The organism is Streptomyces sp. NRRL S-87, from assembly GCF_000719335.1.
GTDB lineage: Bacteria > Actinomycetota > Actinomycetes > Streptomycetales > Streptomycetaceae > Streptomyces.
In genome coordinates, this window is sequence record NZ_JOGB01000011.1 from 99,992 (window position 1) to 123,451 (window position 23,460).

The window sequence follows — 23,460 nt, forward strand, 5'->3', positions numbered from 1 at the left end:
CCCCCGCCCCCGGAGCCGCGGGCAGGGGTCAGTCGCGCCGCAGCAGGGTGACGACGGCCGCGCCGCCGAGGCCGATGTTGTGGGCGAGGCCGACGCGGGCGCCCGGGACCTGGCGGCGGCCGGCTTCGCCGCGCAGCTGCCAGACGAGTTCGGCGGCCTGGGCGAGGCCGGTCGCGCCCAGCGGGTGGCCCTTGGAGATCAGGCCCCCGGAGGGGTTCACGACCCACCGCCCCCCGTACGTCGTCGCCCCCGACTCGACGAGCTTGCCGGACGCCCCCTCCGCGCACATGCCCAGCGCCTCGTACGTCAGCAGCTCGTTGACCGAGAAGCAGTCGTGCAGTTCGACGACGTCCACGTCCTCGATCCCGAGGCCCGACCGCTCGTACACCTGCCCGGCCGCGGCCGCCGTCATCGGCCTGCCGACCACGTCGATGCACGAGCCGGAGGAGAAGGACTCGGGCGTGTCGGTGGTCATCGCCTGGGCGGCGATCTCCACCGCCTTCCCGTGCAGCCCGTGTTCGACCATGAACCGCTCCGAGACCACCACCGCCGCGGCAGCCCCGTCCGAGGTCGGCGAGCACTGGAGCTTGGTCAGCGGCCGGTGGATCTCCTTGGCCGTGAGGACCTCCTCGACCGTGTAGACGTCCTGGAACTGCGCGTTCGGGTTGTCGGCGCTGTGCCGGTGGTTCTTCTCCCCCACCGCCGCCAACTGCGCGGCCGTGGTCCCGTACCGCTCCATGTGCTCGCGCGCCGCGTTGCCGAAGATCTGCGCGGTGGGCGGGGTCGTCTCGAACCCGTGCCGGGCGGCCATCACCCCGTAGTGCCGGGCCACGGGCGAGGTCGTGAAGTCGCCGCCGTCGGCCCCGCCGCCCAGCGCACCCTTCTTCATCTTCTCGAAGCCCAGCGCGAGCACGCAGTCGCTGATCCCGCCCTCGACGAACTGCCGGGCCATCATCAGGGCCGTCGAGCCGGTGGCGCAGTTGTTGTTGACGTTGTAGACCGGTACGCCGCTCAGGCCCAGTTCGTACGCGGCCCGCTGGCCCGCCGTCGAGGCCTGGAAGCAGTACCCGACCGGCACCTGCTGCACGTGCCCGTAGTCGAGGCCCGCGTCCGCGAGGGCCGCCGTGCCGGCCTCCTTCGCCATGTCCCAGTACTGCCAGTCCCGCGACTCCGGCTTCTCGAACTTCGTCATGCCGACGCCGACGATGTAGGCCTTCATCTGTCGTGCACCCCTCTTCAGTCCCGTGTCTTCAGTCCCGTGGCAGGCCGAGGATCCGCTCGGCGACGACGTTGAGCTGGACCTGGGTGGTGCCCCCGGCGATGGTCAGGCAGCGCGACATGAGCATCCCGTGCACCGCCCGCTCCCCCGCCCCCTCCCGCACCGCGCCCGCCGGGCCCAGCAGTTCGAGCGCGAGCTCGGCGGTCCGCTGCTGGTGGGGGGTCTGGACGAGCTTGCGCACGGACGCCCCGGCGCCGGGTTCGAGGCCGGACACCTGCTGCAGGGTGGTGCGCAGCCCGATGCAGGCCAGGGCGTGCGCCTCGGCGGCCAGCGCCCCGATGCGCAGCCGGTAGGTGTCGTCGAGGGCGGCCGACCGGGAGATCAGCGCCTCCAGCCCGGTGTCGAAGGCCATCTGGTCGGCCATGTGGACGCGCTCGTTGCCGAGGGTGTTGCGGGCCACCCGCCAGCCACCGTCCACCTCGCCCACGACGGCGTCGGCGGGCAGCAGCAGGTCGTCGAAGTAGACCTCGTTGAAGAGGGCCTCGCCGGTGATCTCCCTCAGCGGCCGGACGTCGATGCCCGCGCCGGCGCCGGCCCGCATGTCCACGATGAAGTAGGTGAGCCCCTTGTGCTTGGGCGCCTGCGGGTCCGTCCGGGCGAGCAGGATGCCGAAGTCGGCGCTCTGCGCCGCACTCGTCCACACCTTCTGCCCGTTGATCCGCCAGCCGTTCGCGGTGCGCTCGGCCCGGGTGCGCAGGGAGGCGAGGTCGGAGCCGGCGCCCGGCTCCGAGAACAGCTGGCACCAGGACAGGTCGCCGCGCAGGGTGGGCAGCAGGAAGCGGTCCAGCTGCGCCTCGGTCCCGTAGGCGAGCAGCGAGGGGACCACCCAGGTGGCGATGCCGAGGTCGCTGATGCGGACCCCGGAGGCGGCCATCTCCTGCTGTACGGCGAGTTGCTCGACGGGGCCGGCGCCCAGCCCGTACGGGGGCGGCAGGTGCGGGGCCGCGTAGCCGGTGGGCGCCAGGGCGCGGCGTGCCTCGGCTGGCCCGAGGCCGCGTACGTCGGCCAGCGCGACCCGGGCGCGGGCACGGTACTCCGCGGCCTCCGCCGGCAGCTCCAGCCGCAGCTCGCGCCGGGCGCCGGCGGCGGCGAGCCGTACCGCACGCAGCCGGTGGCCGTCGCCGGCCCCCAGCAGCTGCCGGGCGACGAGCGCGCGGCGCAGGTTCACGTGGGCGTCGTGCTCCCAGGTGAAGCCGATGCCGCCCAGGATCTGGATGCAGTCCTTGGCGCAGGAGTACGCGGCGTCGAGCGCGGTGGCCGCGGCGAGCGCGGCGACCAGCCCCCGGGGGCCGGCGGCCGCGCCCTGCTCCGCGGCCGTCTCCGCCCCGGCACCGGCCCCGGCGGCGTCCCCGGCGGCGTCCTCGTCCGCCGCCCGTGCCGCGTCCCACGCCAGCGCCCGGGCCTGCTCGACCCGGACGAGCATGTCGGCGCACAGGTGCTTGATGCCCTGGAAGCGCCCGATGGGCTGCCCGAACTGCTCGCGCACCTTGGCGTACTCGGCGGCGGTGTGCAGCGCCCGGGCCGCGGTCCCGCACGCGTCGGCCGCGAACAGCGTGCAGGCGAGGTCCCGCACCAGCGCGGCGTCGACCGCGAGCCGCCGCCCGGCCGGTACGACGACCCCCTCGGCCCGCACCTCCGCGGTCGGCCGGGTCGGGTCCGCGCTCTCGTGCGTCCGTACCCGCAGCACGTCGGCGTCGACGGCGAACCAGAGCGGCCCGTGCGCGCCCGACTCCGCCGCCAGCAGGACGAGGTCCGCCTCACCCGCCCCCAGCACCGGCGGGGCCGCGCCGTCCAGCACGTACGACGCGCCGTCCGCGGCCGGCACGGCCGTCAGCGTGCCGGGCCCCAGCGCCACGGCGCCGATCCGGCCGCCGTCCGCCAGCGCGCCCGCGAGGTCGTCGGCCCCCGCACGGGCCAGCAGCGCGGAGGCGAGCGCGTTCGCCAGGTAGGGACCGGGCAGCGTGCCCCGCGCGGCCTCCTCCACCACGACGGCGAGGTCGAGCAGGGTGCCGCCCTCCAGGTGGGGGGCGAGCAGGCCCTGACCGGCCATGGCGTCCCAGTAGACCGGTCGCGTCCCGGCGGCCGGCGGCGGGGCGTCCAGCAGTTTGCGCACGTCCTCGGGGGGCACGGCCCGCGCCACCCACCCGCGGACCGCCTCGGCCAACTCCCGTTGCTCGTGCGTGATCCCGATGCCTCCGATGCTGCCCATGCGCGGCAGAGTAGAACACGTTCCAATCTGACGGAAGGTCAGACGGAGGTGTTCTTGTCACGCACCGCGGGCGGCCCGGCCGAGCGGCCCGGCGGCCCCGCTCAGTAGGGCACCCCGCCGATCGCGCCGCGTATGATCCGCTCGGCCTCCGCCCTGCACGTCTCGGACGGGTGCTGCCGTCCGGTGAGCATCACCCACACCTCCAGGTTCGAGTCCCGCCCGCCCAGACGGCAGCCCACCCCGGAGTCCCAGCCCCCCAGGTACGCCTCGTCCGTCCCGGACACCGGGACGCGCTCGGACTCCGTCTTCGTCGCGGTCCCGACGAGACTCGCGTGCGCCGCCTGCGCTCCTGCTGCCAGGCCGCTCACCACTGGCGCGGGGACCGCCGACGCTCCGCCGCCCGTGTCCGCGCCCGTGCTCGTGCCCGTGCCCGTGCCCGTGTGGACCGTCCAGCTCACGGTCGCGTGCGAGGTCGCCTCGCCGTCCTCGGTCCAGGAGCAGAGCTCAGAGGTACTCCGCGGGCGCCAGGCGGCGCCGTCCCGCGGGAGGTGCCCCGAGATCGGGAGGCCGCCGCCCAGCTCCTCGCAGGCGGGCAGCGCGGAGTACACGTCCCCCTCCGGCTTCTCGTCCGCCCCCTCGAACCAGATGGCGTACACCACCCCGAAGACCAGGCCCGCGATGGCCAGGGCGGCCCCCGCCCAGGTCAAGCGCAGGATGCGCCGCCGGACGGGGTCGTCCGCAGCGGCACTGGCGGGGTCGACGGCGGTGGCCACCGCGGTCGACCCGGCCCGCTCGCCGCCCGCGTGCCCGACCGGGGCGAACGGAGCACCTGCGGACACGTCGACCACCGTCCGCTCGGGCGCCCCCAGCAGCAGGTCGACGTCCGCCTGCTGCGCCGCGACCAGTTCCTGCACCGAAGCCGGCCAGCGTCCGGCGCCGCCGCCCCCGCCTTCACCGACACCCGCCGGAGCCACCGGCCCCAGCAGCTCCAGCAGCCGCTCCGGGGCGGGCCGCCCGGCCGGGTCCTTGGCCAGGCACGCGGCGACCGCCGCCCGCAGCCCCTCCGGTACGCCCGACAGGTCCGGCTCCTTGTGCACCACGTCGAACAGCGTCTGGAACGTCGACTCCGCCGCGAAGGGGCTGCGCCCGGTGGCCGCGAGCACCAGCACCGACCCGAGCGAGAACACGTCGCTCGCCGGGGTCAGTTCCCTGCCTTCCGCCTGCTCGGGCGACATGTACGCGGGCGAGCCGACGACCACCCCGCTGCGCGTCAGCTCCGTCACCGGAGCCCCGTCGCCCGCCTCGGCCGCCCGCGCGATGCCGAAGTCGATGACCCGTACGCCGTCCTCGGCGAGCAGCACGTTGTCCGGCTTGAGGTCGCGGTGCACCAGCCCGGCCCGGTGGATCTCCACCAGCGCCGCGGCGAGGCCCGCGGCGAGCCGCCGCACGGTCTCCCCGGGCAGCGCGCCGACCCGGTCGACCACCGTCCCCAGCGAGGGCCCGGTCACGAAGACGGACGCCAGCCAGGGCGTCTCCGCCTCCGGATCGGCGTCCATGACGGCGGCCGTGAACGCCCCGGACACCTTCCGGGAGGCCGCGACCTCCCGCCGGAACCGGGCCCGGAAGTCGTCGTCCGCGGCGTACCGCGCGTGCACCTGCTTCACCGCCGCCAGCCGCCCGTCCGGCCCGGCGCCGAGCAGCACCCGCCCCATGCCGCCCCGCCCCAGCTCGGCGAGCAGCCGGTACGGCCCGACCTCGACCGGGTCCGTCAGCCTGAGCTTCCTCACCGCTCCCCCTCTCGCTCCCCCACCCGCGGAACCGGACGGAGCCCTCACGGCCCGGTCACGGCTGCCTCACGCCTCGGGAAGCACCCGCAGCGCGGACCGCGCGAACTCCTTCGCCGCGGACTCGCACGCGGCGCCCGCGGGATAGCCGTCCCCCCTCACCTCCACGAGCACCCTCAGGTTCCCCTCCCGCACTGACAACACGCAGGTGGCCCCGGAAGCGTTCCCCTCGGTGAGCCATTTCCCGTCCCCGTCGAAGCCGAGGTCCGGCTCGTCGAGGCCGTGGGGCTGCACCTGCGCCAGCTCGGCCTGCTCGGCCCCCGTACCCTTGCGCGGCCCGGTGAGGTACAGCTCCCACTCCACGGCCGCCTCGCCGCCGCGCGCCGTCCACACGCACCGGTTCCCCGACGTCCACCCGATGTCGCCCCGGCGGATGCCGTCCCCGGACGGCGCCCCGAAGCCGGCCGGCGCGCGGAAGCCGCCGCCGATCTCCTGGCAGGTCATCGCCTTGCCCGCGAACGTGTCGTCCTGTTCCGACAGCGGCACGTCGCCCGTCAGCCGGTCGTACGCCTTCCCGACGTACGTCAGCCCGAGGTTGACGTACGGGAACCCGACCAGGGCGAGCACCGCCCCGACGGCCAGCACCCGCACCTTCATCGGGAAGCGGGGCCGCCGCCCGACCCCGACACCGGTGGCCGCGCCGGCGCTCCCGCCGCCCGCAGTCACCCCGCCGGTCGGCCGGAGGGTGGCGGCCAGGGCGTCGACCTCGGCCTGCTGGGCGGCCGTCAGCCCGGCCACCACGCCCGGCCACGCCCGCGCGGCCGGCGCGAGCGTGCCCACCATGGCCAGCACCTCGTCGGGCGTCGGCCGCCGCTCCGGGTCCTTGGCGAGGCAGGCCCCTACGAGCCCCCGCAGCCCCTCGGGTACGCCCGACAGGTCCGGCTCGGCGTGCAGGATCTCGTACAGCAGCCGGGGCACGGACTCCGCGGCGAACGGCGGGTGCCCCGTCGCGGCCGCCACCAGCGTCGACCCGAGCGCGAACACGTCGGTCGCCGCCGTGACCGCGCCCCCGCTCGCCTGCTCGGGCGCCATGTACGCGGGCGAGCCGATCAGCGAGCCGGTGTGCGTGATCCGGGTGCCGCCCTCCACCGCCCGCGCGATACCGAAGTCGATGACGCGGACGCCGTCCTCGGCGAGCAGCACGTTCGAGGGCTTGAGGTCCCGGTGGACCAGGCCCGCCCGGTGGATGTCCGCGAGCGCGGTCGCGAGCCCCGCGGCGAGGCGCCGCAGGGCCTCCTCGGACAGCGGGCCGCCCGCCTCCAGGGCCTGGTCGAGCGCGGGTCCGGGCACGAACACGGACGCCAGCCAGGGCGTCTCCGCCTCCGGATCGGCGTCCAGCACGGCCGCCGTACAGGCCCCCGACACCTTCCGCGAGGCCGCGACCTCCCGCCGGAACCGGGCCCGGAACCCGTCCTCGTCGGCGTACTCGGCGTGGATCTGCTTGACGGCCACGAGCCGTCCGTCGGGCCCGGCGCCGAGCAGCACCCGGCCCATCCCGCCCGCGCCCAGCTCGGCGAACAGCCGGTACGGACCCGCCGTCGCGGGGCCGGGCCCTGCTATCTGCTTCATCCCCCGTGGTCCGTCCGCCCGTCCGCCGTCAGAGCCCGCGGACGAACGCGGCGAACGCCGCTGGGCTCACGGTGAAGGTGGGGCCGGTGGGGTTCTTGGAGTCCCGGACGGCGACGAGGGAGGGGTGGCGGGCGACCTCGACGCACTCTCCGCCGGTGTCGCCGCTGTAGCTGGACTTACGCCAATTCGCGCCCGTTAGACCCTGGTTGGTGCCCATAACGCTCCTCCATTACGCGGGCGATCAGCGCCGCCGAGTCCTCAACGGAGAGCGCGGCGGCTCGCAAATGATCGTATCGGAGATGCCCTTCCCTGAGAGCCTGCAGATCCGCCGTCATGTGGCCCTGCACAAAGTCCTCGGTATAGACGAGGTCCGGGTCATCTTCGAAGCGCAGGACGGTGAACGAGCCCATCTGCCCCGCGTGCTCGCCCACGCTGAAGGGAAGGATCTGCACCTTCACCCAGTCCCGCCTCTGCAACTCCAACACATGGGCGAGTTGGGTTCGCATGACCTCGTGGTCACCAACAGCCTGGTACAACACGGCCTCGCTGAGCACCACCCAGACCAGCGGCGGGTTCACGCGCTCCAGTATGCGCTGGCGCTCCAGTCGCGCGGCCACGTTCGCATCCACGCGCTCATCACCCCGCACACTGAGCACAGCCCGCGCATATCCCTCCGTCTGCAGGAGCCCGTACACCAACTGAGCCTGGTAAGTGGAGATGTACGCAGCCTTCGCCTCCATCGCGGCGAAGGGCTGGAACCAAGTGGGCAACTGGCTGCGCAGCACCAGCGCCACCAACCGCGAGAAGAAGCCCCCCGTCCCCAGCGCCGCGTCCACCCGTTCCGAGAAGTCCCGCGTCGGGACCTTCTTCGCGGTCTCGATCTGGCCGATCAGGGAGGCCGTGCAGAAGACGATGCCGCCCAACTGCCCCTGCTTGAGGTTCGCCTCCTCTCTCAGCCGCCTCAGCTCGGAGCCGTAGTAGTCCAGCGGGGAGGCACTCGGGTCGAGATCGCGGATGTTGACCATCGTGAAGCGGTCACCCCCAGCTCCAACGCCGTGCGGCGTTCGTTTCGGTCCGTAGCCGAGCGTAACCACCCGGCCGCAGTCTGGTGGGGTGAATCACGCAACTGAGCTGCCACCAGCGGGGCTTGGCGGGACGTACCGGATGGACTTCACCGTCAGTGAGCACTCCGCGCGGCACATGCGCCGCATCCTGCGCCTCTTCCTCACCCGCTGGGGGCTGCGGGAGCTGGCGGAGGACGCGGAGCTGGCCCTGACCGAGCTGGTCGCGAACGTCGTGCGGCACGTGCCGGACCGGCGGTGCGCCGTACTGATCCTGAGGCGGCCCGAAGGGCTACGGGTGGAGGTCACCGACGGCCACGCGGGCCCCGTCCTCCTCACCCGCGCCGCCGACCCGGCGGCCGAGGGCGGCCGGGGACTCCTCCTCGTCAGGCCGTCACCGACCGGTGGGGTACGGAGCCCCGTACGGTCGGCAAGACGGTGTGGTTCGAGTGCGACGGAACGGCCGGTCTGCGCCTCAGGTGACCGCCCGGACGGACCCGTCCCCGCGCCGCCGGGCGGTCCGGACGGCACGTGCCGAGCCCGCTCGGGCGTCCCAAAGCGCAGGTCAGAGGCTTGGGATCTTCTGGGACGTCCCACGGGCGCGCCGGGGGACGAACGCTCCCGACCCTCCTGTACGTTCGATCCCGGCTCGCCGGCGGACCAGCGCCGCGGGCCGGACGACCGTCTACGGGGGGCCTGGACGGGGGGGCGTGAGCCTGCCCGTGCACCCCTCGGCACCACCCATGGGGGGACCCTTCATGCGCAAGCGCTTCGCAGCACTCGTCACCGCGGCCGCGGCCGTCGCCGGCCTGGCCGTCACCGCCGGGCCCGCCCAGGCGGCCAACCGGTACGGCATCGAGATCGACAACCCCGACGGCAAGTGCCTCGACATCCCGGGCAGCAACTTCAGCGCCGGGGTCGGCCTCCAGGCCTACAGCTGCAACCACACCAACGCCCAGAAGTGGAACCTCGTCCACGCGGGCAGCCGCTACTTCAAGCTGCAGTCCGTGGGGAACCCGGCGCTGTGCGCGTACAACCAGTACAACCGCGACCAGCAGGGCGACCGGATCGTCCTCGGCTCCTGCGAGAGCAACAACGCGCTCTTCAACGAGATCAGCCCCGACTGGAACGACTACTGGCAGTTCCAGCCGAAGGCCGCCTTCAAGAACTGCGTGAACTACGCCGGCGGCTCGAACCAGGGCGCCTGGGCCATCCTCTACCCGTGCTCGGACCGCGCCGGCAATTCGCTGTTCGACCTGTGGAACTCGGTCTTCTCCGAGAACTGACCGCACCCCGCCCAGCGCGCTCCCGCGGCCCCGCCGGCCCTCCCGCCGGCGGGGCCGCGCCCGTGCCGGCGGTGCGGCGGACCCCGCCCTGTCCCCCTACCCACCGGTAGGGCAGCATGGTCCGCCACGGACCACCCCGGGCCGGCCCCGGGACGGGCCGCGACCCGGATCCACACCCGCCAGGAGGCACCCATGGCCGCCCCCAAGCCGCAGACCCTCGCCGCCTTCGAGGCGGCCAAGGGCTTCATGCCCGTCCGGGAGGGCCTGGCCCTGTACGGGGCGGCCGCCGACGCCGCCCGGCTCGGCCTGCCGCTCCTGGAGGTGGGCACGTACTGCGGCCGCTCGACGATCCTGCTCGCGGACGCCGCGCGCGAGGCCGGCCTGATGGCCGTCACCGTCGACCACCACCGCGGCAGCGAGGAGCAGCAGCCGGGCTGGGAGTACCACGACCCGACCGTGGTCGACCCCGAGCTGGGCGTCATGGACACCCTCCCCACCTTCCGCCGCACCCTGCACAGGGCCGGCCTGGAGGACCACGTCATCGCGGTCGTCGGCCGCTCCCCGCAGGTGGCCGCCACCTGGGCGGCCCCGCTGGGCTTCGTCTTCATCGACGGCGGCCACACCGACGAGCACGCCACCGCCGACTACGAGGGGTGGGCCCCGCACGTCGCCGAGGGCGGCACGCTCGTGATCCACGACGTGTTCCCGGACCCGGCGGACGGCGGCCAGGCCCCGTACCGGATCTACTGCCGGGCACTGGAGTCCGGGGCCTTCACGGAGGTCTCCGTCACCGACTCGCTGCGCGTCCTGCGGCGCACCGGCCCCGGCATCTGAGGGGCGGGCCGCCGGGGGCTTCGGGGGCACCCCCCGCCTCGCGTCGGTCGCAAGGTTTCCCTGACCCGCTCCCGCCCGCCCATCGGCGTACGGAAGGTCCCACCATCCGACGAACCCGCGGCGTGGCAGGGCCCACACCCCGGAGCCGGTCCGCCCCACCCGCACTAGCATCGCCACCGTGCCGTACGACGACAGCCCCCCGCCCCCGGAGTCCGCCCACGCGATCAGCCCGGACCGCCCGCGCCTGCGACGGTCCACCCTCGTGGTGGCGCTCGCAGCCCTGGCGCCCACCGCGCTGGCGGGGTGGCTGCTCGTGAGCGTGCTCACCGGGGGCTCCGACCAGCAGCCGCCCCAGGTGCTCCCGCTGCCCTCCGCCGCGGCGGGGGACGCCAAGCCCAGCACCCGGGCCGGCGCCACCGGCAGCCCCGCCGTGACCCCGGGCGCCGGCACCGGGAAGGCCACCGTTCCCGCAGGCATCCCCACGGCCCCGCCCGACCCCCGCCCGCGCGGCCCGCTGGCGGGCCGTACCGTCGTCGTCGACCCCGGCCACAACCCGCACAACTTCGACCACGCCGCCGAGATCAACCGCAAGGTCGACATCGGCACCACGCGCAAGGAGTGCGACACCACCGGCACCACCACCAACGCCGGTTACACGGAAGCCGCGTTCACCCTCGACGTGGCACGCCGGCTGCGCTCCGCACTCGAAGCCCAGGGCGCGAAGGTCGTGTTCACGCACACCGGCGAGCGCGCCTTCGGACCCTGCATCGACGAACGGGCCCGGATCGGGAACGCGGCCGCCGCCGACGCCGTGGTCTCCCTCCACGCGGACGGCTCCTCGGCGGGCAACCGCGGCTTCCACGTGATCCTGCCCGCCCGGGTCAAGGGCGGGGCCGCGGACACCGCGCCCATCGTCGGGCCCTCGCGCCGGCTCGGCGAACGCATCGCGGGCAACTTCGCGCGCAGCACCGGGCTCGGCCCGTCCAACTACGTCGGCGGCGGCACCGGACTCGTCGTCCGCGACGACCTCGGCGGGCTCAACCTCTCCACCCGCCCCAAGGTGTTCATCGAGTGCGGCAACATGCGCGACCCGAAGGACGCGGCCCTGCTCACGAGTCCGGAGTGGCGCCAGAAGGCGGCGCAGGGCATCGCGAACGGCATCGTCGGCTTCCTCGGCGGATAGAGGGGCCTCCCCGGCGGGTAGACAAGAACCCCGGACCACCAGCCCCGCGCCCGAACTCCGGGACGCGGGGCACCCGCGCGCGTTCGGATCCGTACGATGGTCCCCGCCCACCCCCTGCCGACGAGACCGAGAAGGACACCATCCAAGTGAACATCCGCTCCCTGACACGAGCCGACGGCGTGGTGATCGGAGCAGCGGCGCTGCTGTTCATCGCCTCGTTCCTCGACTTCTACTCCGTCGCGTGCGGAGCGGTCACCAACCGCTTCTGCGACCTGCCGAGCGCGTGGGACACCGACTACTACGGCATCGTGCTGCCGGCGATCTTCCTCACCGGCTTCGCCGCCGCCGCGCTGATCATCGTCGGGCGCGCGCTGCCGAACCCGCCGAAGTTCGCGAACCTGACCCTGGAGAACTGGGGCACCGTCCTCTCCGTGGCCGCCCTGTGGTCGGCGCTGTGGGCGCTGATGGTGGGCAACTCCAACCTGGGCCCGGGTGCGATCATCGCCTTCCTCGCCGTCCTGGCGCTGGCCGGCGTCGCGGTCTTCGGCGGCCAGGTCCCGGCCCTGAAGGGCCCGCTCCTGCCGGCCCCCGGCCCGCAGCAGGCCGCGCCGTTCGGCGGCCAGCCCGGCCAGCCGGGCCAGCCCGACGGCTACGGCTACCCCGGCCAGGCGTACGGCGCCCAGGGCGCGGGCCCGTTCGGCGGCCCCGACCAGGCGGGTGCCCAGCCGCACGCCCCCCAGCACCACCAGAACCCGCAGGACCACGGCGCGCAGCACCAGCAGCCGAACCCGCAGGTCCAGGAGCCGGCCCAGCCCCAGCAGGCGGCCCCGGCCGGCGACTTCGCCCCCTTCTGGTTCGCGGTGCCGGTCGTCCGGCCGCTGCTCTCCGAGGACGGCTCGCCCGCCCCGGTCGCCGAACTCGCGCCCGGCACCTGGTACCTGGCGGTCGAGCAGCGCGGTGGCGCCCTGGTCGCCCAGACCCAGGACGGCCGCCGCGGCGTCCTCCAGGACACCTCGGGCATCCAGCGCGGCTGACCCGACGCGCACCCTCACCGACGCCGGCTACCGGGACCTCGGATCCCGGGGCCGGCGTCGTGCGTCCGGCCCCCGTCCGGGCCGGGCCCGGCCACCGGAAGTTCATGGGGGTGCTCGTCGAGAAGGTCCGCCGGGAGCCGTCGGCGTGGTCCCCCGACGTGTTCGGCCCCTGGCAGCAGCAGCCGTGACGCGGCGGGCCCGTCGGGCGCCCCGTCCACGCCGGGGGCCGCCGTCCGGGCGGCCGCTCGCGCGCCCCTTCCGACGGGCGACCGCCTCCCCTAAAGTCGCCTGATGGACCGTCAGATGACGTCCCACGGCCCGCCCTCGGAGGGGACCCGCCACCATGCGCCTAGGACTCGCACTCGGCTACTGGGGCCGCGGTCCCACCCCCGGCCACCTCGACCTCGCCGTCGAGGCCGAACGGCTCGGCTACGACTCGGTGTGGACCGCCGAGGCCTGGGGGTCGGACGCGTTCACCCCCCTCACCTGGATCGCCGCCCGCACCTCGCGGATCCGGCTGGGCACCGCGATCGCGCAGATGGCCGCCCGCACCCCCACCGCCACCGCGATGCACGCCCTCACCCTGGACCACCTCTCCGGCGGCCGCATGATGCTCGGCCTCGGCCTGTCGGGACCGCAGGTCGTCGAGGGCTGGTACGGCCGGCCGTTCCCCGCGAGCCCGCTGACCGCCACCCGCGAGTACGTCGACGTGATCCGCCAGGTGCTGCGCCGCGAAGCCCCGGTCACGCTCGACGGCCGCTTCCACACGCACCCGTACGCCGGCCCCGACGGCACCGGCCTCGGCAAACCCCTCAAGCCCATCACGCACCCCCTCCGCGCGGGCCTGCCCGTCCTCCTCGGCGCCGAGGGGCCGAAGAACATCGCCCAGACCACCCGCATCGCGGACGGCTGGCTCCCCCTCTACTGGTCCCCGACCCGCACGGACGTCTACCAGGCCTCGCTCTCGGACCTCCCCGCCGGCTTCATGATCGCGCCGATGGCCCGCGCCCAGCTCTGCGACGACGTGGCCCAGGGCCTGCTGCCCGTGAAGGCGATGCTGGGCTTCTACATCGGCGGCATGGGCGCCGCGGCCCGCAACTTCCACGCCGACCTGATGGCCAGGATGGGGTACGGGGCCGAGGCCCGGCGCATCCAGGAACTGTTCCTGGCCGGCCGCCGCGAGGAGGCGGTGCTGGCCGTCCCCGACGCGTTCGCGGACGAGATCTCCCTCGTCGGCCCCCGCGGGCGGATCGCCGAACGCCTCGACCTGTGGCGCAAGGGGCCCGTCACCGACCTCCTGGTCACCGCCCCCGACCCCGCCACCCTCCGCGTCCTCGCCGAGCTCAACTCCTAGGAGGCCGCCTCCGCGGCACGCCCGGCGGCCGCCTGAAGCGGGGCCCGGCGTCCGGCCGGGCCCCGCCACCCGCTTGCCTACCCGCCCAGCTGCGACAGGCTCGGCACCTGGTCGGTGACCGGCGCGCCGGCGCTCTGGCCCGCGCTCTTCACGTTGTTGATGACGTCCTCGAAGGACGAGATGTCCCCGTCACCGGCCTGCCCCTTGCGGACCTTCGTGGTCAGGCTCTTCAGGGACTCGACGCCGGCCGTCAGCGGCGCCACCGCCTTGGACAGCAGCGGGTCGCCCTTGGCGTTCTCGACGGCCGCCTTCAGCCGGTTGTACGCGAAGGCGCCCGCGAGGCCCGCCTTGATGAGCGCGAACGTCCGGCCGCTCGCCCCCTTCCTGAACTTGCCCGCCCGGTACGGCTTGATGATCCACTGGTACGTCGCCCCGGCCGCCAGGCCCGCGTTGACGACGAACCGCGTCTTCGCGAACTTCTGGCGCTCGGCCGTGGTGCTGGGCGAGGGCGAGGGCTGGGCCTCCGCAGCCGCCACGGCGCCCGGGTCGGCGGCCAGGGCCGCCTGCTGCAGCGCCAGGGCCTGCGCCGGCGCCGCCTGCAGCCGCACGGCCTCCGACCGGTCCGCCCGGGCCTGCCGGTGGGCGGCCGAGGCGGCGTACAGCGAGCCCTCCCCGCCCTGGCCCTCGGCCCCCGCCCCGGCGGCGCTCGCACCGCCCCATCCGGTGGCTCCGGCGAGCAGCGCGGCGGACAGCGTCACGGCCGTCAGGATGCGGCGGATTCGGATGGTCCTGCGTGTCGGCACGGGGCGGGACACGGTCTCGGACACGGATTCGGACACGGTTTCCTCCAGGTGCGTGAGGGAGGTGTCCCCCGCAGCGTCACCCGGACGGCGGTGCCCCGCCACCCGGGCCACCCGTTCGGACGCCCCCGGTGGCGCGGGCCCGTACCCGTACCGCATCATGCGGCGTCCGCCCGCCCCGAACCGCGTCGACCGGCGTTCCGCGCGCCCGGCGCCCGGCGTCGTCCCGGACCGCGTCGTGCGGGGGTTTCGCCCCGTCGATCCCGGCAAGAAGCGGGGCATGCAGGAGCGAGTGGTCTCACGAGGGCCGGGCGCGACCGTAGGCCGGGTCGTGGCCCTGGCCGCCGACGTCGCGGCCCTCATCCTCGTGGTCTGGATCGCGCTGGACCTGTTGGACGCCAACCAGGCCAACGCGGTCGTCCAGTGGTTCCACGACGCGGCGAACTGGCTGTCGGGCTGGTCCCGCGACCTCTTCGACATCGACCGCGAGTGGGTGCGGGTGGTCGTGGGCTACGGCCTGCCCGCCCTGGTGTACCTGCTGGTGGGGCACGCCCTGGCCCGCTTCCTCCACCGCGTCTGAGGGCCGCGGGGCCACGCACCTGACCCGCGGCCCACCCATCGACGGCCTGCCACCCACGGCCCACGGCCCGCGCCGTGACAGGACGTGTGGGGCTGCGCCCGAGGCTGCGCGCGGCCCCACACACCCGCCACCCGCTCCGGGCGTCCGGCTGTCAGCAGCAGTCGGGAGTCAGCAGCAGTCGGGGTCGAGCCCGGTCGGAAGGCGCTCGCCGCCGAAGACCTCCGTGGTGGCCTCGTCGCCGCCCAGCGCGGCCACCGCGAGCAGCAGCGAGCCCGCCGTCCACGTGGTCTGCTCGACGGGCCAGACGGCGTCGTCCTCGAACACGTACCCGGTCCAGTACATGCCGTTCTCGGCCCGCAGGTGGCCGATGGCGCGCAGGATCTCCAGCGCCCGGTCGGACTCTCCGATCGCCCACAGCGCGATCGCGAGCTCGCAGCTCTCGCCGCCGGTGACCCAGGGGTTGGGCAGCACGCAGCGCACGCCCAGCCCGTCCACCACGAACTCGTCCCAGCGCTCGTCGATGCGCGCCTGGGCCTCCGCGCCCGTGAGCGCCCCGCCCAGCACCGGGTAGTACCAGTCCATCGAGTAGCGGTCCTTGTCGAGGAACCGCTCCGGGTGGCGGCGGATCGCGTGCGCCAGCGCGCCCGCGGCCAGCTCCCAGTCGGGCTGCGGCTCCTCGCGGTGCTCGGCGATCGCCAGGGCGCAGCGCAGCGCCTGGTGGACGGAGGAGCTGCCGGTCAGCAGCGCGTCGGTCACCGGCGTGCCGTCCGCCTCCCGCTTCCAGCCGATCTCGCCGCCCGGCTGCTGCAGCGCGAGGACGAACTCGACGGCCGCGTAGACCACCGGCCACATGCGGTCGACGAAGGCGTCGTCGCCGGTGGCGAGGTAGTGGTGCCAGACGCCGACGGCGACGTAAGCGGTGAAGTTCGACTCCTGGCCGGCGTCCTGCGGGGTGGTGGTGTCCACGCCCGCGGGGCGGTCGGCGTAGGCGGCGTACCAGGAGCCGTCCTTGTTCTGGTGCCGGGCGAGCCACTCGTAGGCGCGCGCGGCGGCCTCGTGCTCACCGGCGACGTCGAGGGCCATGGCCGCCTCGGTGTGGTCCCACGGGTCGAGGTGGTGTCCGCGGAACCACGGTATGGCGCCGTCCTCGCGCTGGACGGCGAGGATGCCGGCGACCGTCTGCGCGGCCTGCTCGGCGGTCAGGACGCCGGGCAGCACGAGGTGCTCGGTGCGGCCGGGGGAACTCACTTGCCCGCACCCGCGGTCGTCGCGGCGGCGGTGTCGGCGGCCGCGCCCTCCGGGAGGTGCGGCTTGGTCGCGTACGCCACGAAGCTCTTGCCGATGACCGGGTTCAGGGCCTGCTCGGCGAGGCGGGTGGCCAGGGGCTTCTTCATGATGTCCCAGACCAGGAGCTTGTGGTACGCGCGGACCGGCAGGGCCTTGTCGTTGTCGACGCCGAAGGCGCACTTGAGCCACCAGTACGGGGAGTGCAGGCCGTGCGCGTGGTGCGTGCCGTACGGCTTGAGGCCGGCCTCCTCCATCTTCTTCAGCAGCTCGTCGGCCTTGTAGATGCGGATGTGGCCGCCCTCGACCTCGTGGTACGCGTCGCTCAGCGCCCAGCAGATCTTCTCGGGGCCGTAGCGGGGCACGGTGATCGCGATGCGGCCGCCCGGCTTGAGGACGCGGACCATCTCGGCGAGCACGCCCTTGTCGTCCGGGATGTGCTCCATGACCTCGGAGATGATCACGACGTCGAAGGAGTCGTCGGGGAACGGCAGGGCGAGCGCGTCGCCCTCCATGGCGGTGGCGGTGGCACCGGCCGGGGCCTCGCCGGCCTCCTTCATGGCGGCGAACCACTTGGCGACCTCTCGGATCTCCTCGCCGTTGCGGTCGAGGGCGACCACCTGGGCGCCGCGCCGGTAGCACTCGAAGGCGTGCCGGCCTGCGCCGCAGCCCAGATCGAGCACGCGGTCGCCTGCGGCGAGCGGGAACCGGGAGAAGTCGACGGTCAGCACGGAGGCGGCCTGCTTTCGCGTGGGTGGTGGGTCGTGCGGGGTGCTGCGGAGGCTTCTGGGTGGTGGGGGGCTTGCCGTGTTCGATGCGCTTCGGTGGGGTCAGCGCGTCCGGGCGCCCGCGGCGCCGCGGGCGGTGGCGATCGCGGCACGGTAGTGGGCGGCGGTGCCCTCGGCGGCCCGGGCCCACGTGAAGTTGGCCAGAACCCGCTCGCGTCCGGCCGCCCCGAGGCGGGTCCGCAGTTCCGGGTCCTCGAACATCCGGCCGAGGGCGGTGGCGAGCGCCCCCGCGTCCCCCGGCGGCACGGCCAGGCAGGTCTCGCCGTCGCGGCCGGCGACCTCGGGGATGGCCCCGCCGGTCGTGGCCACCAGGGCGGTGCCGGTGGCCATGGCCTCGGCGGCGGGCAGCGAGAAGCCCTCGTACAGGCTGGGCACGCAGGCGACCTGCGCGCTGCGCACGAGGTCGACGAGCTCGGCGTCGGTGACGCCCTTGACGAACCGGACGGCGTCCTGGAGACCGTACGCCTCGATCGCCTTGGCGACCGGGCCGCGCTCGGCCCGCTTGCCGACGACGACGAGGTGGGCGTCGGGCCGCTCCGTACGCAGCTTCGCGAGCGCCTCGACCAGGAAGACCAGGCCCTTGAGGGGCACGTCGGCGCTCGAGGTGGTCACGATGCGGCCCGGGACCTCGGCCACGGACGGGTCGGGGGACCACAGGTCGGTGTCGGCGCCGATGTGGACGACGTGGATGCGGTCGTCGCGGACGCCGAGGTGTTCCGCTATCTCCTGCTGGGAGGAGCCGGAGACGGTCAGGACGGAGGGCAGCCGGCGGGCGACCCGGCCCTGCATGCGCGTGAAGGCGTACCAGCGGCGCACCGAGAGCCGCCGCTTGCGGTCCTTGGCGGCGTCGAGCTCCAACTGGCGGTCCACGGTGATGGGGTGGTGGATCGTCGTGACGAGCGGCGCGCCCAGGTCGCCGAGCAGGCCGTACCCCAGGGTCTGGTTGTCGTGGATGACGTCGAACTCACCGCGGCGGGCCAGGAGGTGGCGCCGGGCGCGCAGCGAGAAGGTCAGCGGTTCGGGGAAGCCGCCGGTCCACATGGTGGCGACCTCGAGGGCGTCGATCCAGTCCCGGTACTCCTCGCGCCCGGGCGTGCGGAAGGGGTCGGGCTGGCGGTAGAGGTCGAGGCTGGGCAGCTCGGTGAGGGTCTGGCCGGACTGCGGGTCCAGGACCGGGTAGGGCTGGGCGCCGATCACCTCGACGGTGTGGCCGAGGCGGGCCAGCTCGCGCGAGAGGTGCCGGACGTAGACGCCCTGACCGCCGCAGAACGGGTTCCCCTTGTACGTGAGGAGTGCGATGCGCAACGGGCGGTCGCCGTCAGTGCCGGAACCCGCGAAAGGGCTCGTCACCATGGCCTCAGCGGACACTCTCGGCCCCCTTCTCACTGCACTTTCGCCGGAGCGTAACCGCTCGGATAATGTAGAACAAGTTTCAGACTTGATCCGTCGAGGAGCATTGAATCTACCGGCCGGAAACCACACCGTAAGAGGCGGAGCAGGTGATTCGCGCCACGGCCCCGACGCCTGACATGCTGAGCGGCCCGACGGCCCGCGACACGGGTCACGGAGCCGGTCCACACCGGTACGCAGAGGCATAAGGGCCGCTCGGGACCAGGGCGCGGAGGCGGTACGGGCGGGGCGCGGAGCGTCACCCGGGGCGGGCCCCGGAGGCGGCACGGACCGCAGGAAGAGAACGGCAACGCCGGGCGGACAGGCACCGGGAACGGGTGGGTCCGGCGAACGGCACGGATGGGGACTTGGGACTGATGTCAGCGGAAGCCAGAGCCGTCACCACCCCGGCGACCCCGCCCTTGACGGAGCGCCAGGAGGCGCGTCGGCGGCGGATCCTGCACGCCAGCGCCCAGCTGGCCAGCCGGGGCGGGTTCGACGCCGTACAGATGCGCGAGGTCGCGGAGTCGTCGAGCGTGGCGCTGGGCACGCTGTACCGGTACTTCCCGTCCAAGGTGCACCTGCTGGTCGCGACCATGCAGGACCAGCTCCAGCACATGCACACCACGCTGCGCAAGCGCCCGCCGGCCGGGGAGTCCGCCTCGGAGCGGGTGGCGGAGACGCTGATGCGGGCGTTCCGGGCGCTGCAGCGCGAGCCGCACCTGGCGGACGCGATGGTGCGGGCCCTGACCTTCGCCGACCGCAGCGTCTCGCCCGAGGTCGACACCGTCTCGCGGCTGACGACCGCGATCATCCTCGACGCGATGGGGCTCGACGGGCCGCCCACGGCCGAGCAGCTGTCCGCCGTGCGGGTCATCGAGCACACCTGGCACTCCGCGCTGATCACGTGGCTCTCGGGCCGGGCCTCGATCGCCCAGGTCAAGATCGATATCGAGACGGTCTGCCGCCTCATCGACCTCACGTCCCCGCCCCGCCCCTGACCCGGGCCGGACTCCAGTCCGCGCGGCGTCCGAGCACACCCCGCGCGCGGCGCCAGGGGCCCGACGTGGCGTGAAACCGTCCGGGGCTTGACGGGGACGTATCAGCTGTGTGATCAACTGATGCTCATGACGCGCACTTTGTATCTGTTCGGTTCGGCCGCCCCGCCGCTCTTCGACATCGCATGGGTCGCAGAGGCGGCACAGGCCAGGGGCTGGGACGTCTGCCTCGGCCTGACGCCCGCCGCGGCCGAGTGGGTCGCGGGAAGCGTCGACGGCCTCAGTGCGCTGACCGGCCACCCCGTCCGCTCCCGCCACCGGCGGCCCGGCGAACCGGACGTCTGGCCCGAGCCTGACGCGATACTCTTCGCGCCCGCCACGTTCAACACCGTCAACGCCCTGGCCCTCGGCCTCACCGACCGGTTCGTGGTCGGCGTCGCGGCCGAGGCCATCGGCAAGGGCGTCCCCATGGCCGTCATGCCGTGCGTGAACACGGCCCTGGCCCGCCACCCGCAGTTCGACCAGAGCCTGGCCACGCTCCACAACGCGGGCGTACGCACGCTCTTCGGCGAGCACGGCTTCGCCCCGAACGCCCCCGGCGAGGACGTCGTCGAGGGCTTCCCGTGGGAGACCGCCCTCGCCGCCGCCGACGCCCTGGTGAGCACCCCCCACGTCTGAGGCCCGGCCCGAGAACGCGTCGCGCCCGCCCTCCCGCAGACACGGAAGGGCGGGCGCAACGCGTGGTCCGACCCCGATGCGGCCCTACTCCTCCGGCGGGAACACCGCCTCCCCCGAAGCCAGCGTGATCGTGATCGCCTCCACCGGGCACCCCTCGGCGGCGGTCAGCACCGGCTCGTTCGCGTCCGTGTCCGCCGCCACCGGGTGCGACTGCCGGGCCGAGTCGAGGGAGAAGCCGTCCGGGGCGTGGTTCACGCACATCCCGGAGCCGATGCACACGCCCCGGTCGACCTCCACGCGCCACCGGTCGCCCATCAGGCACCGTACCCGGCGGGCAGGTGGATCATCTTGTGCTCCAGGTACTCGCTCAGCCCCTCGGGCCCGAACTCCCGACCCAGTCCGCTGCTCTTGTAGCCGCCGAAGGGCCCCATCATGTCGAGGCTGAAGGTGTTGACGTTGAACGTGCCCGTCCGCACCCCGCGCGCGAAGTCGATGCCGCGCTCGACGTCCGACGTCCAGACGCTGCCGCTCAGGCCGAAGTCGGAGTCGTTGGCGATCCTCGCCGCCTCGGCCTCGTCCCCGTACGGGATCAGGCAGACCACGGGCCCGAAGATCTCCTCGCGGGCGATCCGCATGCCGTTGTCCACGTCGCCGAAGAGGGTCGGCTCGACGTACCAGCCCTGCTCCAGCCCGGCCGGCACCCCGCCGCCCGCGAGGACCTTGGCGCCCTCCTCCTGCCCGAGCCTGATGTAGTCGAGCGAGCGCTGCTGCTGCCGCTGGGCGACCAGCGGCCCGAGCTGGGTCGCCGGGTCGAGCGGGTCGCCGACCGCCAGTGCGCCCGCGGCGGCCGCGAAGGCCTCCGCGAACTCCTCGTAGCGGCCGCGTGGCGCGAGGATGCGGGTCTGGGCCACGCACGCCTGGCCGTTGTTCATCCAGGCGGCGGGCACGATGCCGGCGACGGCCGTCGCGGCGTCGGCGTCCGGCAGGATCACGGCCGCGGACTTGCCGCCGAGTTCGAGGGTGACGCGGGTGAGGTTGCGGGCGGCGACCTCCATGACCCGCTTGCCGGCCGCGACCGAGCCGGTGAAGGCCACCTTGTCGACGCCCGGGTGACCCACCAGGTACTCGCTGACCTCGCGGTCGGCGGGGAGGACGGACAGCACGCCCTCCGGCAGCCCGGCCTCGCGCGCGATGTCGGCGAGGATGTACGAGTCCAGCGGCGCCTCCGGCGAGGGCTTGAGGATCACCGACGAGCCGGTGAGCAGCGCCGGGCCGAGCTTGGCGGCGGCCACGAACTGCGGGACGTTCCACGGGATCACGGCCGCGACGACCCCGACCGGCTCGCGCCGCACCAGGAGCGGGCCGAGCACTCCGTCACGCCGCTCCTCGTACGGGTACGCGGCGGCGACCTTGATCGCGGAGTCGTAGACCATCATCGCGCCCAGGGCCTGGGCGAGGATGCTCCAGGAGTAGGGGGAGCCGTTCTGCGCGCTGATGGAGCGGGCGATCTCCTCGTGGCGTACGGCGATCGCGTCCTTGATGCGCGTCACGACGGCGATGCGCTCGTCCAGGGTCGCGCGCGGCCATGGGCCCTGCTCGAAGGCCCGGCGGGCGGCGGCGACGGCCGCGTCCACGTCGGCGGCGGAGGCGTGCGGGACGCGTCCGAAGACCTGTCCGGTGTGGGGGGAGACGACCTCGATGGTGTCGCCGCCCAGCGGGTCGGCCCACGCGCCGCCGATGAACAGCTGTCCGTGTTCCACGAGCTCGGTCATGGCTGATGCCTCCTGCGGCCCGGTGCCGTCACTGTCCTGACGGGATTTCAGAACTGATACCAGTTCTAGTTCTACTAGTCCACGGATGGGACGTGACCGCTGTGGACCGCCGGGGAAGCCGCCCCGCACCGAGCGACCCGACGCCACGGACAGTGGCCATCGATGGTCGACTTGGGCTACTACTGAAACCAGTTCTCGAAACAGGTGTGACAGCGCGGTACGACAGCACCGCCGGCACCAGGCGACGGGGGGACCCGGCATGACGGAGCACGCAGCACCCGAAGGCGGCGCAGCACCCGAAGGCGTCGCGGCACCCGACGTCATCGACCACGGCGGCGGCGTCCACGCCCTGCGCGTACCGATCCCCGACAACCCCCTCGGCCACACGCTCGTCCACGTCCTCCACACCGACCGCGGCCCCGTCCTGGTCGACACCGGCTGGGACGACCCCGCCGCCTGGGACGCCCTCACCGCCGGCCTCGGCGCGCTCGGCATCGCCGTGGCCGACGTGCACGGCGTGGTCATCACCCACCACCACCCCGACCACCACGGCCTCTCCGGCCGGGTCCGCGAGGCCTCCGGTGCCTGGATCGCGATGCACCCGGCCGACATCGAGGTGGTCCAGCGCACCCGGTCCGCCGAACCCGCCGTCTGGCTCGACTACCTCGCCGCCAAGCTCACCGCCGCCGGCGCCCCCGAGGAGCACGTCGGCCCGCTGCGCGCCGCCCGCGCCGCCGACCGCATGCGGACCCTGCCCGGGCTGCGGGCCGCGGTCCCGGACCGGGAGATCGTCCCGGGCGAGCTGCTGCCCCTGGCCGGCCGCCGGCTGCGCGCCGTCTGGACCCCGGGGCACACCCCCGGGCACGTGTGCCTGCACCTGGAGGAGGAGCACCCGGCAGGGCTGCCCGGCCGCGGCCGGCTCTTCTCCGGCGACCACCTGCTGCCCGGGATCAGCCCGCACATCGGCCTGTACGAGGACCCGGAGGACACCCGCGCCACCGACCCTCTCGGCGACTACCTCGACTCCCTCGAACGCATCGGCCGCCTCGGCCCCGCGGAGGTGCTCCCGGCCCACCAGTACGCCTTCACCGACGCCCCGGCACGGGTACGCGAACTGCTCGCGCACCACGAGGAACGGCTGCGCGGACTCCTCGACCTGCTGAGCGACCCGGTCACGCCGTGGACCCTGGCGGAGCGGATGGAGTGGAACCGGCCGTGGGACCAGATCCCGTACGGGTCCCGCAACATCGCCGTCTCCGAGGCGGAGGCGCACCTGCGCCGACTGGTCAAGCTCGGACTGGCGGAGCCGGTCCCGACCAGCGCGCCGGGCGAGCCGGTGAGGTACCGGGCCGTCTGAGGCACCCCGCCCACAGAGGCGTCCGGCTCCCCCCGAACGCACCGGGTCCACACGTCCTTGGCGTGCCTGGTGGGTCGCGTGGTGTGTGGGGGAGGCGCTTGACAGGGGTGGCAGGCTGGACCGGAGGCAGGCCCGGGCCGAGGGTGGCCGAAGGCCAGGGC

General features: G+C 74.2%; 22 protein-coding genes and 1 pseudogene. 11 read left to right on the forward strand and 12 right to left on the reverse strand.

Going from position 1 to position 23,460, the window contains the following annotated elements; genetic code table 11:
• Positions 1-28: 28 nt before the first annotated feature.
• The 6 genes from IF43_RS0109650 to IF43_RS0109670 all read right to left on the reverse strand — a co-directional run bounded on the left by IF43_RS0109650 (position 29) and on the right by IF43_RS0109670 (position 7,926).
• On the reverse strand, positions 29-1,219 hold the full coding sequence (locus tag IF43_RS0109650; protein ID WP_030196814.1) for a lipid-transfer protein: 1,191 nt from the start codon (positions 1,217-1,219) through the stop codon (positions 29-31).
• A 31-nt stretch (positions 1,220-1,250) separates the two neighbouring features.
• Complete coding sequence (locus IF43_RS0109655) at positions 1,251-3,488, reverse strand: acyl-CoA dehydrogenase family protein (protein WP_030196817.1); 2,238 nt, start codon at positions 3,486-3,488, stop codon at positions 1,251-1,253.
• 101 nt (positions 3,489-3,589) lie between these two features.
• The gene (locus tag IF43_RS0109660; RefSeq protein ID WP_030196820.1) at positions 3,590-5,275 is read right to left on the reverse strand and encodes a serine/threonine-protein kinase; all 1,686 of its coding nucleotides are present in this window, start codon (positions 5,273-5,275) and stop codon (positions 3,590-3,592) included.
• A gap of 66 nt (positions 5,276-5,341) precedes the next feature.
• Positions 5,342-6,901, reverse strand: a complete 1,560-nt coding sequence (locus tag IF43_RS0109665) for a serine/threonine-protein kinase (protein WP_030196823.1) — start codon at positions 6,899-6,901, stop codon at positions 5,342-5,344.
• 28 nt (positions 6,902-6,929) lie between these two features.
• Positions 6,930-7,118, reverse strand: coding sequence for a DUF397 domain-containing protein (locus IF43_RS39230; protein WP_078910025.1), 189 nt, complete (start codon positions 7,116-7,118; stop codon positions 6,930-6,932).
• Positions 7,078-7,926, reverse strand: coding sequence for a helix-turn-helix transcriptional regulator (locus IF43_RS0109670; RefSeq protein WP_030196826.1), 849 nt, complete (start codon positions 7,924-7,926; stop codon positions 7,078-7,080). The genes IF43_RS39230 and IF43_RS0109670 overlap by 41 nt, the downstream gene beginning before the upstream one ends.
• Before the next feature lie 175 nt (positions 7,927-8,101).
• Between IF43_RS0109670 and IF43_RS43680 the strand changes: the two are divergent.
• The 7 genes and pseudogenes from IF43_RS43680 to IF43_RS0109700 form a co-directional block, all read left to right on the forward strand.
• Positions 8,102-8,293 (forward strand): annotated as a pseudogene (locus IF43_RS43680) (ATP-binding protein); the annotation flags it as partial.
• Positions 8,294-8,720: 427 nt separating this feature from the next.
• Positions 8,721-9,248: an RICIN domain-containing protein gene (locus IF43_RS0109675; protein ID WP_158939257.1), complete on the forward strand. Its 528-nt coding sequence runs from the start codon at positions 8,721-8,723 to the stop codon at positions 9,246-9,248.
• A 192-nt stretch (positions 9,249-9,440) separates the two neighbouring features.
• Complete coding sequence (locus tag IF43_RS0109680) at positions 9,441-10,082, forward strand: class I SAM-dependent methyltransferase (RefSeq protein ID WP_030196832.1); 642 nt, start codon at positions 9,441-9,443, stop codon at positions 10,080-10,082.
• A gap of 223 nt (positions 10,083-10,305) precedes the next feature.
• Entirely contained in the window at positions 10,306-11,265 is a 960-nt protein-coding gene (locus IF43_RS0109685; protein ID WP_030196833.1) for an N-acetylmuramoyl-L-alanine amidase, read from the forward strand.
• Positions 11,266-11,411: 146 nt separating this feature from the next.
• On the forward strand, positions 11,412-12,299 hold the full coding sequence (locus tag IF43_RS0109690; protein ID WP_030196835.1) for a hypothetical protein: 888 nt from the start codon (positions 11,412-11,414) through the stop codon (positions 12,297-12,299).
• A 59-nt stretch (positions 12,300-12,358) separates the two neighbouring features.
• Positions 12,359-12,487: a hypothetical protein gene (locus tag IF43_RS43425; protein ID WP_267884745.1), complete on the forward strand. Its 129-nt coding sequence runs from the start codon at positions 12,359-12,361 to the stop codon at positions 12,485-12,487.
• A 155-nt stretch (positions 12,488-12,642) separates the two neighbouring features.
• Positions 12,643-13,653 carry an LLM class F420-dependent oxidoreductase gene (locus IF43_RS0109700; RefSeq protein WP_030196836.1) on the forward strand — a complete coding sequence of 337 codons (1,011 nt, stop codon included), beginning with the start codon at positions 12,643-12,645 and terminating at the stop codon, positions 13,651-13,653.
• A 77-nt stretch (positions 13,654-13,730) separates the two neighbouring features.
• On the opposite strand, the gene IF43_RS0109705 is transcribed toward IF43_RS0109700, so the two are convergent.
• A complete protein-coding gene (locus IF43_RS0109705; RefSeq protein WP_234332053.1) occupies positions 13,731-14,210 on the reverse strand; it encodes a hypothetical protein in 480 nt (159 codons plus the stop codon).
• Between the two features lie 523 nt (positions 14,211-14,733).
• On the opposite strand from IF43_RS0109705, the gene IF43_RS0109710 reads away from it, so the two are divergent.
• Entirely contained in the window at positions 14,734-15,033 is a 300-nt protein-coding gene (locus tag IF43_RS0109710) for a hypothetical protein (protein WP_051795014.1), read from the forward strand.
• Between the two features lie 168 nt (positions 15,034-15,201).
• On the opposite strand, the gene IF43_RS0109715 is transcribed toward IF43_RS0109710, so the two are convergent.
• The 3 genes from IF43_RS0109715 to IF43_RS0109725 all read right to left on the reverse strand — a co-directional run bounded on the left by IF43_RS0109715 (position 15,202) and on the right by IF43_RS0109725 (position 18,473).
• Positions 15,202-16,281, reverse strand: coding sequence for a prenyltransferase (locus IF43_RS0109715; protein ID WP_030196843.1), 1,080 nt, complete (start codon positions 16,279-16,281; stop codon positions 15,202-15,204).
• Positions 16,278-17,048 carry a class I SAM-dependent methyltransferase gene (locus IF43_RS0109720; RefSeq protein ID WP_030196844.1) on the reverse strand — a complete coding sequence of 257 codons (771 nt, stop codon included), beginning with the start codon at positions 17,046-17,048 and terminating at the stop codon, positions 16,278-16,280. The genes IF43_RS0109715 and IF43_RS0109720 overlap by 4 nt, the downstream gene beginning before the upstream one ends.
• Before the next feature lie 99 nt (positions 17,049-17,147).
• Positions 17,148-18,473, reverse strand: coding sequence for a glycosyltransferase family 4 protein (locus tag IF43_RS0109725; RefSeq protein ID WP_030196845.1), 1,326 nt, complete (start codon positions 18,471-18,473; stop codon positions 17,148-17,150).
• A 398-nt stretch (positions 18,474-18,871) separates the two neighbouring features.
• On the opposite strand from IF43_RS0109725, the gene IF43_RS0109730 reads away from it, so the two are divergent.
• Both IF43_RS0109730 and IF43_RS0109735 read left to right on the forward strand, forming a co-directional pair.
• Positions 18,872-19,495 carry a TetR family transcriptional regulator gene (locus tag IF43_RS0109730; protein ID WP_030196846.1) on the forward strand — a complete coding sequence of 208 codons (624 nt, stop codon included), beginning with the start codon at positions 18,872-18,874 and terminating at the stop codon, positions 19,493-19,495.
• A gap of 126 nt (positions 19,496-19,621) precedes the next feature.
• The gene (locus IF43_RS0109735; protein WP_037887890.1) at positions 19,622-20,170 is read left to right on the forward strand and encodes a flavoprotein; all 549 of its coding nucleotides are present in this window, start codon (positions 19,622-19,624) and stop codon (positions 20,168-20,170) included.
• Positions 20,171-20,254: 84 nt separating this feature from the next.
• Here the strand turns inward: IF43_RS0109735 and IF43_RS0109740 are convergent, their stop codons facing one another.
• Positions 20,255-20,485, reverse strand: a complete 231-nt coding sequence (locus IF43_RS0109740) for a ferredoxin (protein ID WP_030196852.1) — start codon at positions 20,483-20,485, stop codon at positions 20,255-20,257.
• Entirely contained in the window at positions 20,485-21,942 is a 1,458-nt protein-coding gene (locus IF43_RS0109745; protein WP_030196854.1) for an aldehyde dehydrogenase, read from the reverse strand. Before IF43_RS0109745 ends, IF43_RS0109740 begins: the two co-directional genes overlap by 1 nt.
• 259 nt (positions 21,943-22,201) lie before the next feature.
• Here IF43_RS0109745 and IF43_RS0109750 point away from each other — a divergent pair, with 259 nt between their 5' ends.
• Positions 22,202-23,299 (forward strand): MBL fold metallo-hydrolase, encoded by a 1,098-nt coding sequence (locus IF43_RS0109750; protein ID WP_051795010.1) that lies wholly within the window; start codon positions 22,202-22,204, stop codon positions 23,297-23,299.
• The last annotated feature ends 161 nt before the right edge of the window (positions 23,300-23,460 follow it).